The organism is Methanobacterium sp. (assembly GCF_016217785.1).
GTDB lineage: Archaea > Methanobacteriota > Methanobacteria > Methanobacteriales > Methanobacteriaceae > Methanobacterium.
Window position 1 is genome coordinate 13,970 of the sequence record NZ_JACRGA010000022.1, and the last position, 13,054, is coordinate 27,023.

The following is a 13,054-nucleotide window of genomic DNA, read 5'->3' on the forward strand; positions in this document are numbered from 1 at the left end:
ACTTGTCATTAACATAATCTTAATTTCCTTATATAGATAGTGCAAACTTCCTTATATCCTTACCTTAAGATTTTACCACCGGTGTCTGGAAGAATGATAATATTTTAAAAAGGTATGATCATGGGGTTTAATCTTTAGTTTCATAAAATATTTTTAAAATAAAATTCTTATCCTAAAATTTCATTTTTGATTGAATAATATATGTAACTGCCAAAAATAATTATATTATGTATAAGTATGAAAATAATATATAAAATAGTAACTGAAATCTTTAAATACAATAAAAAATGAATACATACTTCTATAAATTGATAATAAAGATCATTTACCGTAAATTATCAATTAAAATATTATAATATTGCTTTATGATGGCAATATTATGCAAAAAATGAAAGTAACCATACCATATAGTATTACTAAAAGTGTCTCAAATTTGTGCACTCAAACAGAATTCGGTTCTGGGAATATAAGCTCTCATGATTAGGGGGGGGTGATTATGAATTCAAATATCTAAGAAGGGGGAGTAAATGGTTATTTTTTGATATTAAGTTCAAAAAGCTGCGTTTTAAGCCAGTTCATATGAAATATAATTGGGGTTATATTTTCGGCTAAACATGTGAAATAATTTAAAAAATTGGAGAATTTACGTATAATATGGGGGTGATGGGGATGGTTCATAAATTGAATAATCAGTTTGAAATTAGTCCATCCAATCGGTATTATGGTTTTATCCCGCCCTATATGATGGGAGGGCTGGCCAGGGAAGGAATAGAAGAAGCCCGTGTAACCATTCAACAAAGTCGTTTAATTAGGCGAAATAGGTCAAAGCGAATGGTAGATATGGGAACATTTCTGGGAACAGCAAAAGAGGGTAAAGCCAGCCGAAAAGTTTTTGATTCTAAAAATACCTACGAAGCCCGAGTTGAATTAGTTAGAGAAGAAGGGGGATCTCCATCAACTGACGAAACAGTTAACAACGCCTATAACTATGTAGGGCAAGTTTTTAATTATTTTCGGGATGTGATGGGCCGTAATTCCATTGACAACCTGGGCATGGATATGGTGATTAATGTACATTTTGGTGAAAAATACCAGAATGCTTTCTGGGATGGGGATGAAATCATCCTGGGTGATGGTGATGGTAAGATATTTTCTAATTTTTCCAGGTCACTGGATGTAATTGCCCATGAACTGGCCCATGGGATAACTCAGTTTTCTGCTAACTTTAAATACAGTGGACAATCAGGGGCACTGCATGAACATTTCTCTGATGTATTTGGCAGCGCCATCACCCAACATGCTGCCAATCAAAATGCCCATGATGCGGACTGGTTAATAGGTAATGAAATAATGGGACCTGAGCTCTATGGGGAGTCCATACGCTCCATGAGCGAACCCGGAACTGCATATGATAACAGTTTACTGGGAAAGGATCAGCAGCCAGCCCATATGGATAATTACTACCAGGGGTCGGCAGACAATTTCGGAGTTCACATAAACAGTGGAATACCAAATAAGGCCTTTTATCTGGCATCTTTGGAAATCGGAACTGGTAAAGCTGCTTTAATCTGGTACAGGGCCCTCCAGAAGTTGTGGCCCAATGCCCAACTTCAACGATGCAGTGAAGATCATCGTGGAAACCACCAGAGACCTGGTTAAAGAGGATGTTGTTCCACAGGGAGCCACTCAGAAAGTTAGAAAGGCATTCAGAGAGGTGGGATTACCAAAATAGTTGAAATTCAGTATTTTAACAATTCTTTATTTATAACAACCATTCACTCTTCCATATCTTATAATTGAAGGGTCAAAGCTAAATTTAGATAAAAAAATCATATGAGGGGGATATTATGGCTGGTAGAAAAGCATTGTGTGTGGGAATAAATAAATTCAAAAATTTACCTTCAGCTACACTGCAGGGTTGTGTAAATGATGCGGATGACATGGAAAAATTATTAAAGGCACTACTGGGATTCCAAGCTCAAGATATAATTAAACTTACAGACTCCAAGGCCACCAAGACTAACATAATGAAAAACCTTGAAGAAATGGTTGAAGGGGCGAAATCTGGTAAATACAGTTACCTGGTATTTAGCATGTCCAGTCACGGCACTCAAGTGCCTGATTTAAGTGGTGATGAGCCGGATCTGGCTGATGAAGCATTCTGTCCCCATGATCTAGCTCAGAAGGGCAATGTGTGGGATCCCAGGTACATAATCACCGATGATGAATTTCGAGATCTTTTCATACAACTTCCTGAAAACGTACTTCTGGAAGTTTATCTGGACACATGTCACAGTGGAACCGGGCTTAAAGCAATTGACCTTCTGTTAGACCGCAGACCACGATACTTACCACCACCATCAATGGAAGCATTCCAGGAAGTTGATGGAAAAAGACAAAGAGGACTTAAAAAAGCCCTCTTAGAACAGGGAATAACCCAACATATACTATGGGCAGCATGCCGTGCGGATCAAACCAGTGCTGATGCCAGTATTGGTAGAGGATGGCACGGTGCATTCACCTACTACTTCTGTAAGGAAATAAACGCCAGTAAGAACAAACTCCCAAGAAGTGTAATACTGGAAAAAGTAAGAAAAGATCTCCAGAGGGGTAATTACACCCAAGTACCTCAATTGGAGAGTGAAGCAACGGTCAGGGATAAAACTATTGGTGAAAATCGTGTATTCTTGAAGAATTAGTGGGGTAAAAAGAATAGTGGGTAAATATGAAAATGCTGTTGATATGGTATCAATGGTTCTTAATAATATCAAGGTTCTTAAGAATCCCAAAAGAAGAATCATTGATCTAGGGATATTAAATCTTTAAAAAAAAGTGAAAATGTTCCAAATAGTTTTTTTTTAAACAATAAATGTTCGGGAAAATTACCTTTCCCGTTTACCTTCAATAAACTCATCCACCATTTCCACAGCCACATCATCAGTGAACTGTTCAGGGGGGTGTTTCATGGTGTAGGCACTGATGGATGTAAGTTGGCCACCAATTTTCCTTTCCAGGGCAAGTTTACAGCACCTTACAGCATCAATCACGCATCCCGCCGAGTTGGGTGAGTCTTCCACACTGAGGCGGAGTTCGATGTTCATGGGAACATCTCCAAAGGTTTTACCCTCCATTCTAAGGAAGCAGAGTTTGTTATCCTTTTGCCAGGGCACGTAATCTGATGGGCCTATATGAATGTTCTCTGGATCCATCCTCTCTCCCAAGACAGACTGCACTGCTTCGGTTTTTGATTCCTTTTTAGAATCTAGCCGGTCACGGTTTAGCATATTCAAAAAGTCAGTGTTTCCACCGGTGTTAAGCTGATAGGTTCGCTCCAGTTCCACACCCCTTTCACGGAAGAGGTTGGCCAGGGTTCTGTGAGTGATAGTTGCCCCGATCTGGGCTTTAATATCATCTCCAACCATGGGGATTCCTTTTTCTTCAAAACGAGTTGACCATGATGGGTCGCTGACTATGAATACTGGCATGCAGTTTATGAATGCACAGCCTGCTTCCAGGGCACATTCTGCATAGAAACGGGCAGCTTTCTCAGATCCCACTGGTAGATAATTCAGCAGAATTTCAGCTCCAGTATCCTGAAGTCTCTTGACAATGTCTTCTTTATTTTTTTCAGACTCTTCCGAAACCACAAAGGTGTGATTTTCAGGATATTCTACCATGTGTGGAGCCACACCATCTAAAATACATCCCATTTCTACTTTCACGCCACTATGTTTAATATCATGACAGAAAACAGTAGTGCAGTTAGGTGGAGCATAAATGGCTTCGTTTACATCCATTCCAACCTTACGAGCATCAATATCAAATGCAGCCACCACTTCTATATCTGATGGTTTGTATCCTCCAATTTCCCAGTGCATCAAGCCTATTGCTTCTTCTGGCTTTTTATCCGCGTAGTAATAGATACCCTGGATCAATGAACTGGCACAATTGCCTATACCAATAATCGCTACCCTTATCTTTTCCAATTTAACACCTTCTAAAAAACACCAATATCACCGTAATAGTGATGGTTGATGTTATGATAAAATCAATACCCTCATTTCATGGTTCATAAGCTTAATTAACTTCTTCTGAGTGTAAAGTTAGCCTAATATACTATTAAATGTTTCGTCCAATCATCTATTAAAAGTTTGTGAAAGACAGTTTTCGTGAACTAATTAATTATGAGTTTAATGACCATAGATTGTTTGAATGTTATTTTGCCAGGGTTTCAAGGGCTAATAATCCCATTGATCCGGCAACAGTCAAACCTATGCTCCAAATGATAATTCCTATACTCATCCATAGCAGGAGGCCATTTTTTCGGGCACCAAGTGCAATTCCCACCGCAGCACCCAAAGGGGCCCCGAAAATCAGTGGTGATAATAAACCCAGGCCAATAACTCCATATTTGTTCCATACATTATACAAACGGGTTTTTTTTAATGCTTTTTCATCGTCGTATTTCCATTTTAATAAACGGGTCCTTAAATTATCCCCCAGAAGGGTAACGCAAACTGCAGCGAATATCGCACCAGCGGCAGATACCGTGGCTATTATTATGGGGTTAATTTTCATAACCAAGCCCAGGGGGATGGCCACCCATAGTTCAGCTGCACTGGCTGCAAAAATTACGAGAATAGATTCCAGGTTCATAGTGTCACTTAGTGGATATCAATATAAAAAAGTTGAGTATCATTAAGATCCCTACTATAATAGCCACTTAAATAAATAATAGGGATGCAGGTCTCGAAGAATAAGCTTAACACCCAAAATCAGCTTTATTATCCTCTTTGTTCAGTTTCAGAGCCACGGTGACAGTAGAAATTGTACATCACTCCAATCTGATATTTTTGGGCCAGGGCACAAGTAGGGCACAGGCAGCCCAGTTCCATGCTGATGCAACCATCACTTTTCCCGGTTATGCAGAACATATTCTCATGCTTTCTGTTGGCACACTCATTATAGCTGGGACATACTGGACAGACACAGTCCTTCTCTAATTCTTTAATCTTCTTCAAACCTTCTTCTTCATTTAACTGATTGAGTTCTTCGATTAACTTTTCAAATTCATCCATATGATCACCCCTTAAATTACATTTATAACTAAAAACACGAACATCCACCATAAAATTACCAGGCTGATGGTGGAGATAAGTGGTAATTTATCTTCAGCAGTATTCATGGTTTTAGAACTAACTCTCCAGGTTAATAATAGGATTATTATCAGTATAAAACTGTTTATAAGTCCTAATATATTCATGGGGTTTTTATACATTACCCATAACCATACCATGGTGGTTATGATAGTTCCCAGCCACAATACTGGTGCCACTACGCCTCCTACTTTGAAAGTGATTTTTGTTATTTCTTCAGATTTTCTGGACTTCACCATGAGGGTTAAAAGAGTCATGAGACTTCCCAGTGCCAGTATAATGCCCAGGATCTCGAAAAATAGTGTGGTGACAAGTTTACCGAAGAATTGTTCCTTTAATAGGGGTAAAGTGAAAAGAGCAGTGATGGCTTCATTGGCAGGGAAACTTTCATTTTTTCCAATGGCAATGGAGTACTTACCCTGGTTCTGCGAGTTGAACACTCTTATGTTGTAGACACCAGCCGGAACTTCCAGGGTTGCTTCTGGTCCTTTAAGATAATAATCTCCTCCGAACTCCTCAAAGTATGGTGTCCAGTTGGAGTTAGTGCCGTTTAAAAATATCACCACGTTTCCTGAGGTGTCAGTGATCTCTGCAGATACAAATTCGCCCCCCTGCCCTGGACTGGTGGGTACCAGCAGGTTTACATACAACTGGAATGGTTTATCAGAATTTATTTGATAATATGCTGGTTTCCCATTTAGCTCCCCATAAAATGCCTGGGATATCTCTGGATTATCTACTATGATTGGGTTTTGAGTAGACACTGCAGTTTCAGTATTCAGACGGGGTTGATGAGCGCTCACCATGGGGATGGATGCCAGTAATAAAACAAGAATAACTGCTATCAATCCAAGATTAATATCTGGAATCTTTAACATGTATCTTTTTTCTATTTATTTTAATATTTTAATATTTGTATCTTAAGGAATATGTAAGGATAAATTGAAAATAAACTAATCTCTCACAGTAAATCATGATAAAAGGGGCTAATTTTGAGATAATTTTACTATCAAAATAGTTTTTTTATTCTTACTAAATTTAGATCTACTAAAATCATAAGATAAAAATAATAAAAGGAGTGAAGCCTCCAGAAAAATATTGGAGGTTTTCCATGGAGGTGGATAAAAAAGCGTCTGGAGGCTTCCCTATAACCAATAGGTTATCGTGTAATGTCAGATGTTTTTCAATCTATATTCTATACTGTTTTGTCTGTTCATAATATCATTCTTCCTTTATCTTCCCATCCATTAGGCTTATCTTTCGATCAGCCATATCGGCCACGTAAGGCTCATGTGTTACTAACAGGAGGGTTACATTTTCTTTTTGATGGATTTCACGCAGTATGTTCAGAATTATGTCACCTGTTGTGGAGTCCAGGGATCCGGTGGGTTCATCGGCCAGTATTATGGACGGATGGTTCACCAGGGCCCGGGCAATTGCCACTCGCTGCCTTTCCCCTCCTGAAAGTTTGGTGGGAACCTGATCAACCTTGTTTCCAAGGTTCAATGATTCCAGGAGTTTATTTGCTCTTTTAGCCATTTCCTCATCCTGAATATCGGTTTCAAGCATGGGAATCTGAACGTTTTCAGAGACAGTAAGGTTGGGTATCAGATTGTGGAACTGGAATATGAAACCAATTTCTTTGGATCTAAAAGAACTGAAATCTTTTTTTTCCATTAAGTTATGACCTGCCACGATGATACTTCCCTCTTCTGCACTATCCAGAGCCCCTATCATGTTAAGGAGGGTTGTTTTCCCGGAGCCGGAAGGCCCCATTAATGAAACAAACTCTCCCTTTCTGATTTCGAGATCTACTCCATCTAACGCTGCAGTTTGTCCATCATCGTACTTTTTTTTAAGATATTTGATGTTGATTATGTTTTCATTGGTGGTGGTTTCATTATTCATAGCGCAACGCCTCGGTTGGTGATAATTTAGAAGCCCGGTATGCTGGGTAAATTCCCCCTATTATACCCAGGAATATGGCAACTCCCAATGCTTCCAGGAATAAAACGGCTGAAAAGGCGGGTTCAATCCCCCTTATAAGTTGAGCAATGCTAATAATTTCTACAATGCCTACACCAATCACTATTCCCACAACAGCAGCTATCAGTGCCAGAACCAGTGATTCTCCCATTATCATGGTTAATATCCTTTTACTGGTCCATCCAACAGCTTTCAACACCCCTATTTCTCGGGTTCTTTCCACCACAGATTTTACCATAGTGACTATAACAACTATGCTCCCTATTAGCAGGGTTAGGAGGGTAACAGCCCATGACCCAGATTCAATGATTTCCAGTCCATTATTCATCCTTTCCATTCCTGAAAGTGATGTTGATGTGGATAGTTCATCGGGATATTTACTCTCAATGGTGTCGGCAAGTGTATTGGCGTCAGTGCCGTTGGCGGCCTTAACCAGGATCAACGATACCATATCAGTGTTTCCAGTCAAGCTCTGCAGTTTTCCCAGGGACATGACAATTCCCCGATCATCCTGGAAGTTTCCAGTTTCATAGGTTCCCACAATGGTAAATGTCTGGTTGGAAAGGACAATGGTGTCTCCAACGGTCTTATTAAGACTTTGAGCAGCCATCTCTCCGATTATAACCTGATTGTCATTGGAGAATGAGGTACCGTTGGTTATTACAATATCATCCAGACCAAGGTTGCTGCTGTCAATTCCGATAACACTGTACATCATTTGGAAATTTCCTTGTCCCTGTCCACTGTTTCCATTGGAAGATCCGCTGGTGCTGCTAGTACTACTACTGGTGCTGTTGGTACTGCTGTTGGTACTGGTGTCATTGAGGTCAACGTTGGTTCTTAAAACCCCGGCAGCAGTTCCCACTCCGGATATCTGTTGGATCTCAGAAATTGTGGTTTGATTGATTAACTGCTGGCCACCAGGACTACCTGAACCACCAGGAGCACCCCCTCCTGAAGCCCCGTCAGGACCTCCACCTCCTCCGCTGGTCCCAGAAATCACTGTAAAATCTGCCGCATCTGCGGTGAGTGCTTGTTGAGTGGAAGCTGCCAGACCACCCGTCACCAGACCCAGGCCCAGTATGGTGGCTACTCCCAATGCAATACCCAGAATAGCCAGCAAACTTCTGGTTTTGTTTCTAAAAATGTTTTTGATAATTAAACTTCTAAATTTCATGCCCTATACTCTAAAAAAGACTTTAAAAGTAGTTTTTCCCAATTGACACCCAGGTTATACCAATTCTGTTCAGATTTAACCCGGTTTCATTTATTCTATTATTTGGGTGTAAAAACAAGATATCCTGGAAAGGTGTTAAAACATATAAAACACTATATAATATAATATAACATGTAAAAAGTTAATTAAATAGTCTTTTTAAGTGTAAGAAATGAAATTATCATTTCAAATCAAAAAAAACGATAAGAAGAAACATCAGCCTGGAAACAGTATTCCGTGAGAAATCCCTCTTGAAAATTATAATTTATTTTCCACAAGAACCAATAAAGATTTAATTTCAATATTCTCTTCTTCATTTAAGATATTTATTATTTCATCCAACTTTCCATTGATTTTTTCATTTTTTATATCTTTAATCTCGCCATTGAACTCAGCTAAGTTCACATGAGGTTCAGGACTCATTTCATAACGAGTTTCACCTTTATAATTAAAACTCCTTATAATTCCCCTTTGAACCAGTAGTTTCAGATTTTCGTGTACTGTGGAGCGACTTACATTGGGTTGGGTTTCTTTAATTGCCCTGTAAATCTGGTTGAAGGAGGGGTGTGTTTTTTCCAGTTCATTTAATTTTTTAATAATTTCCCTTCTTTGGGGTGTGATTTTGATCTTCTCGTCGGTTAATTTCTTTTCCATAAGATATATGTTGGTGGAAATGTAATAAAAAACTATCGAACAAAAACTTATATAGAACCAAGTTCTATATAGAACTAAGTTTATAACATAGGGGATTCAAAATGATGGATTTTTTATTTATTTTTCAAAGTCAATATTTAATTCACGAGTATTAAACCATTGAAATGGTAATGGAGGGTTTTGCATGGAAAAGAAAAAGAAAATTGCATGGGGAATTACCGGCGCCGGTGATAAAATACTGGAAACCATGAAGGTCATGGAAAAAATACGAAAAGAATTCGAAGACCGGGTGGACATAGAAGTATTCATCTCCAAATCAGGGGATCAGGTAGTGAAATATTACGGGATATCCAATGACATAGAAAGCAACTTTGACCGGGTATGGGTTGAAATTAATGCTAATGCACCATTTTTAGCAGGTAATATTCAGTTGGGTAAGTACGAATTCATGCTAATTGCACCAGCCACCTCCAACACCGTGGCCAAGATAGCCATGAGAATGGGAGACACTCTCATCTCCAATGCAGCAATAATGGGTCAAAAAGCAGATGTTCCTATCTATATATTGCCGTCTGATGTTGAAGAGGGAGTGACTATCACCCAACTCCCCGATGGGAAAGATCTGAAGATCACCATAAGAAAAGAAGATGTGGAACATGTGGAAAAATTGGCCAACATGTATGAAACATACATTTTAAAGGAGCCCAGTGAAATGGTGGAAATATTCCGGAAACATTTCCCTGAATAATTGAAATCTCAAAAATAGGAAGATAACTGTCTATTGATTGTAGGATGTGCAAAATAGGTATGACTGGTATGGAGCCAAAACGTGTATTCTTTTTTGGTTTAGGTGCAACCTTACTGGGTGTGGGAGCTATCGGAATAGTAATTCCATTGTTACCAACCACGCCCCTTATTCTGGCATCTTTTTTTTGCTTTACCAAAAGTTCCCAAAGGGCGGAAAAATGGATATCCAGTAACCGGTACTTTGGAAGTTACATTGAAAATTACCGGACCCAACAAGGAGTGCCTTTAGATGTTAAATTTAAAAGTATTCTTTTCTTATGGGCTATGTTAATTATATCTGGTTACCTTTTCAAGGAGCAGAGTTATCTTCTAATATTACTCCCCATTGTAGGGCTGGCTGTAACCCTGCATATCTTTTTACTTAAAACTAAAAAGTCATTGGAGGACATTCCCGAAACCAGGTCAGAAGTTTCATAATCATAGATCATGGAGGCTCCTAATCATAAGTCATGGAAGCTCCTAATCATAGATTATGGAGGCCCATAACCCTAGATCATAGGAGGCCCATGATCATAAAAATATACACGTCTTTTAACACAACTTGAATTATATAGAGATTAGTTAAGGTCCGGGTAAACTGGCTATATTGAAATTTAAACATTTTTGAATTGGATTAATTCACGGATCAGTTTATAAAACTGAATAAATACCATTATAAATCAATAATAAGCTTGCAAGCCCTATTGCAACAAGGACTAATTTTTTGAAGGTATTTTGGGGAATTCTGGTAACGATTTTTTTACCTGTGTAGGATCCAATAACACCAATTGCCATCAGTGGGGGGATGAAGTAATAGAACTGCGCATCAAGCAAGTTAGTGGTAAGATAGATGGGTATCCGGGTTACATCAATCATTATTGCTATAACGGCTAATGTGGCTATATATACTGTTTTATCCAGATCACATGAAATAAGGAAATATCCTCTTAAAGGACCACCTATTCCAATTAAACCCTGTAAAAATCCAGATAAACTCCCTCCAAGAATTGTGTAAATTTTCCCGGTGTTAACCTTAAAATCCGGATGATAAAGTGAATAAATAGAAAATAACAGTAAAGACATTCCTAAGAGGGTAGTTAAAATGTTTTGGGGGATATAAATTACAATATAAGCTCCTAAAACGGTTAAGATCACACTGGGAACACCAAAAAGTAAAATCAATCTTTTATTTAAACCTTTGCGGAAGAAAGTGACCGCTCCTAAGCTGCCCGAAAGATGGGTGATGGCCACCAGTACCAGCGCAGTTTTAAAGTCCATAAAAATAAGTGCAATAGGTAGTAAAATAGTGGACATTCCAAATCCAGCTACAGTACCCACTAAAATTGATATAAAAGCCGCTAAGAAAAACAGTAACAATATTATCAATTCATTCATGTAATAATTAAATTCTCTATTGTATAAATTTATGCTGATTTTTCATAATGCTGATTTTCCCCGTCCATTGGATGAATAACCTCGGGCTTTGATCAAACTTAGTAAACCTTTTATACTATTATATATATAGAATATTCTATGACTAGAATATCAGATCTGGAGATAGCCATATTAGGTTTACTCTATGAGGAACCACAGTATGGTTACCAGATTGAAAAGACCATTGAGGCCTGGGGAATGCGTAACTGGACTCCCATAGGTTTTTCGTCAATCTATTACGTTTTGAAAAAGCTTGAAAAGAAAGAATTAGTTACATCAAAACTTGAAAAAGTGGAGGGCAAACCTTCACGGAAAGTTTTCACCATAACTCCTCTGGGAAAGCTTACAATGGAAGAAAAACTCCGTGAACTCCTTTCCTGGAATAAAAAATTAATTTCATCCTTTGATCTAGGGCTGGCCTACCTCAACTATCTCCAACCACGAGAAGTCATAAAGTGCCTGGAAAATTACATAGAATCCGCACAGGGCAGGATTCGATTTCTGGAAAGCTCAGTGAAGACCCAAGAAGAATTGGGTGCTCCCTACTATGTGGTAGCACTTTTCAGTAGGCCACTGGCTAATCTTAAAACAGAGATGGCTTGGGTGGATGAATTCATTCAAAAAATTAAAAAAGAAGAGAATCTTTAAGTGGTGAAAAAATGGAAATTGGAGAAAAGAAGATCGGAAAAAGACAGGTGGCATCCATAACTTATAACGGATCCTATGAGGAAGTCCCAGTTCTAATGGGGGAAATTGTGGGATTTATAATGGCCAAAGGATTGCAGATGATGGGTCCACCATTCGGAGTGTACTTCAACAGCCCCAATGAAGTGCCAGTTGAGGAACTCCAGTATGAAGTGGGAATGCCATTTGTAGGAGAGGCAGAAGAAGAAGGGCGAGTGAAAATCAAAACAGAACCCGAACAACTGGTTCTTTCAACTGTTTATAAAGGTCCCTACAGTGAATGTGGTACTGCAATTGGTGCACTGGCTGAACACGCCTACAAAAATGGCTATGAGATTATCGGCCCACCTATGGAAACCTACATTTCTGATCCCAACGAAACCCCAGAAAGCGAGCTTTTAACTGAGATGTGCTTTCCAGTGGTTAAAAAGTAACCTCCATCTATTTTTTTAATCTGGAATTCGGAATGAAATTTCAATAACACTTTAAAACTAAATGGAGGGAATAAAATGCCTAAAGTTGATTTAAAAAAAGAGAATAAAGACTTTTACTACCCTTCCGCAGGGGATGTTTCAGTGGTAGAATTACCTGCGATGAAATTTTTGATGATAGATGGTCAGGGAGACCCAAATACCTCCGAAGAGTATCAAAATGCCATGGAAACCATATTCCCTGTTTCATATAAAACTAAATTCATCAGTAAAAAGGAAAAATCCCAAGATTATGTGGTAATGCCTTTGGAAGGCCTGTGGTGGGCAGATAACATGGAGGAGTTCTCCATTGTGGATAAAAGTTCCTGGAAATGGACGGTAATGATTAGACAACCCGATTTTGTGGATAAATCATTAGTCGATAAGGCCATAAGTGAACTGGTAAAGAAAAAAGACTTACCTTCACTTTCTGAACTTCGGTTTGACACGTTCGAAGAGGGTTTGGCTGTGCAAATCATGCATATTGGGCCTTATGGTGAAGCTGAAGGTCTTGCAGTCGGTAAATTGCATAAATTTATTGAAAATGAAGGTTACAAATTAAGAGGAAAGCATCACGAAATATACATTAGTGATATGCGCCGTATAAAACCTGAAAAACTAAAAACAGTCATTAGACAGCCATTTAAATGAATGGGGGGGGTAAGATC

The 13,054-nt window shown here is 38.7% G+C and carries 15 protein-coding genes; 7 read left to right on the forward strand and 8 right to left on the reverse strand.

Annotated elements, in window-relative coordinates; genetic code table 11:
- Positions 1-669: 669 nt before the first annotated feature.
- Positions 670-1,659 (forward strand): M4 family metallopeptidase, encoded by a 990-nt coding sequence (locus HY987_RS08620; RefSeq protein ID WP_292757595.1) that lies wholly within the window; start codon positions 670-672, stop codon positions 1,657-1,659.
- A 188-nt stretch (positions 1,660-1,847) separates the two neighbouring features.
- Positions 1,848-2,699 carry a caspase family protein gene (locus HY987_RS08625; protein WP_292757597.1) on the forward strand — a complete coding sequence of 284 codons (852 nt, stop codon included), beginning with the start codon at positions 1,848-1,850 and terminating at the stop codon, positions 2,697-2,699.
- Positions 2,700-2,882: 183 nt separating this feature from the next.
- Here the strand turns inward: HY987_RS08625 and HY987_RS08630 are convergent, their stop codons facing one another.
- The 7 genes from HY987_RS08630 to HY987_RS08660 form a co-directional block, all read right to left on the reverse strand.
- On the reverse strand, positions 2,883-3,986 hold the full coding sequence (locus tag HY987_RS08630) for an inositol-3-phosphate synthase (protein WP_292757599.1): 1,104 nt from the start codon (positions 3,984-3,986) through the stop codon (positions 2,883-2,885).
- A gap of 229 nt (positions 3,987-4,215) precedes the next feature.
- Entirely contained in the window at positions 4,216-4,656 is a 441-nt protein-coding gene (locus HY987_RS08635) for a small multi-drug export protein (protein WP_292757601.1), read from the reverse strand.
- A gap of 128 nt (positions 4,657-4,784) precedes the next feature.
- Positions 4,785-5,078, reverse strand: a complete 294-nt coding sequence (locus HY987_RS08640) for a DUF2769 domain-containing protein (protein ID WP_292757603.1) — start codon at positions 5,076-5,078, stop codon at positions 4,785-4,787.
- Between the two features lie 11 nt (positions 5,079-5,089).
- Entirely contained in the window at positions 5,090-6,034 is a 945-nt protein-coding gene (locus HY987_RS08645; RefSeq protein WP_292757605.1) for a hypothetical protein, read from the reverse strand.
- A gap of 343 nt (positions 6,035-6,377) precedes the next feature.
- Positions 6,378-7,064 carry an ABC transporter ATP-binding protein gene (locus HY987_RS08650; RefSeq protein WP_292757607.1) on the reverse strand — a complete coding sequence of 229 codons (687 nt, stop codon included), beginning with the start codon at positions 7,062-7,064 and terminating at the stop codon, positions 6,378-6,380.
- Positions 7,057-8,319, reverse strand: a complete 1,263-nt coding sequence (locus HY987_RS08655) for an FtsX-like permease family protein (protein ID WP_292757609.1) — start codon at positions 8,317-8,319, stop codon at positions 7,057-7,059. Before HY987_RS08655 ends, HY987_RS08650 begins: the two co-directional genes overlap by 8 nt.
- 297 nt (positions 8,320-8,616) lie before the next feature.
- Complete coding sequence (locus HY987_RS08660) at positions 8,617-9,012, reverse strand: Fur family transcriptional regulator (protein ID WP_292757611.1); 396 nt, start codon at positions 9,010-9,012, stop codon at positions 8,617-8,619.
- Positions 9,013-9,196: 184 nt separating this feature from the next.
- On the opposite strand from HY987_RS08660, the gene afpA reads away from it, so the two are divergent.
- Both afpA and HY987_RS08670 read left to right on the forward strand, forming a co-directional pair.
- Positions 9,197-9,760, forward strand: a complete 564-nt coding sequence (gene afpA / locus HY987_RS08665) for an archaeoflavoprotein AfpA (RefSeq protein WP_292757613.1) — start codon at positions 9,197-9,199, stop codon at positions 9,758-9,760.
- Between the two features lie 44 nt (positions 9,761-9,804).
- Complete coding sequence (locus HY987_RS08670; RefSeq protein WP_292757615.1) at positions 9,805-10,236, forward strand: YbaN family protein; 432 nt, start codon at positions 9,805-9,807, stop codon at positions 10,234-10,236.
- Positions 10,237-10,449: 213 nt separating this feature from the next.
- Here HY987_RS08670 and HY987_RS08675 read toward each other — a convergent pair whose 3' ends face one another.
- Entirely contained in the window at positions 10,450-11,193 is a 744-nt protein-coding gene (locus HY987_RS08675) for a sulfite exporter TauE/SafE family protein (RefSeq protein ID WP_292757617.1), read from the reverse strand.
- A 138-nt stretch (positions 11,194-11,331) separates the two neighbouring features.
- Between HY987_RS08675 and HY987_RS08680 the strand changes: the two genes are divergently transcribed.
- The 3 genes from HY987_RS08680 to HY987_RS08690 all read left to right on the forward strand — a co-directional run bounded on the left by HY987_RS08680 (position 11,332) and on the right by HY987_RS08690 (position 13,037).
- Positions 11,332-11,880, forward strand: a complete 549-nt coding sequence (locus HY987_RS08680; RefSeq protein WP_292757619.1) for a PadR family transcriptional regulator — start codon at positions 11,332-11,334, stop codon at positions 11,878-11,880.
- 11 nt (positions 11,881-11,891) lie between these two features.
- Positions 11,892-12,350: a GyrI-like domain-containing protein gene (locus HY987_RS08685; protein ID WP_292757621.1), complete on the forward strand. Its 459-nt coding sequence runs from the start codon at positions 11,892-11,894 to the stop codon at positions 12,348-12,350.
- Positions 12,351-12,425: 75 nt separating this feature from the next.
- Entirely contained in the window at positions 12,426-13,037 is a 612-nt protein-coding gene (locus HY987_RS08690) for a GyrI-like domain-containing protein (RefSeq protein WP_292757623.1), read from the forward strand.
- Positions 13,038-13,054 lie beyond the last annotated feature (17 nt).

Excerpts from the sequence above, each read along its gene's own strand:
- afpA (WP_292757613.1), top strand. The coding sequence starts at position 9,197 with ATGGAAAAGAAAAAGAAAATTGCATGGGGAATTACCGGCGCCGGTGAT.
- HY987_RS08680 (WP_292757619.1), top strand. The coding sequence starts at position 11,332 with ATGACTAGAATATCAGATCTGGAGATAGCCATATTAGGTTTACTCTAT.
- HY987_RS08620 (WP_292757595.1), top strand. The coding sequence starts at position 670 with ATGGTTCATAAATTGAATAATCAGTTTGAAATTAGTCCATCCAATCGG.
- HY987_RS08650 (WP_292757607.1), bottom strand. The coding sequence starts at position 7,064 with ATGAATAATGAAACCACCACCAATGAAAACATAATCAACATCAAATAT.
- HY987_RS08690 (WP_292757623.1), top strand. The coding sequence starts at position 12,426 with ATGCCTAAAGTTGATTTAAAAAAAGAGAATAAAGACTTTTACTACCCT.
- HY987_RS08635 (WP_292757601.1), bottom strand. The coding sequence starts at position 4,656 with ATGAACCTGGAATCTATTCTCGTAATTTTTGCAGCCAGTGCAGCTGAA.
- HY987_RS08655 (WP_292757609.1), bottom strand. The coding sequence starts at position 8,319 with ATGAAATTTAGAAGTTTAATTATCAAAAACATTTTTAGAAACAAAACC.
- HY987_RS08660 (WP_292757611.1), bottom strand. The coding sequence starts at position 9,012 with ATGGAAAAGAAATTAACCGACGAGAAGATCAAAATCACACCCCAAAGA.
- HY987_RS08625 (WP_292757597.1), top strand. The coding sequence starts at position 1,848 with ATGGCTGGTAGAAAAGCATTGTGTGTGGGAATAAATAAATTCAAAAAT.
- HY987_RS08670 (WP_292757615.1), top strand. The coding sequence starts at position 9,805 with ATGTGCAAAATAGGTATGACTGGTATGGAGCCAAAACGTGTATTCTTT.
- HY987_RS08645 (WP_292757605.1), bottom strand. The coding sequence starts at position 6,034 with ATGTTAAAGATTCCAGATATTAATCTTGGATTGATAGCAGTTATTCTT.
- HY987_RS08685 (WP_292757621.1), top strand. The coding sequence starts at position 11,892 with ATGGAAATTGGAGAAAAGAAGATCGGAAAAAGACAGGTGGCATCCATA.
- HY987_RS08675 (WP_292757617.1), bottom strand. The coding sequence starts at position 11,193 with ATGAATGAATTGATAATATTGTTACTGTTTTTCTTAGCGGCTTTTATA.
- HY987_RS08640 (WP_292757603.1), bottom strand. The coding sequence starts at position 5,078 with ATGGATGAATTTGAAAAGTTAATCGAAGAACTCAATCAGTTAAATGAA.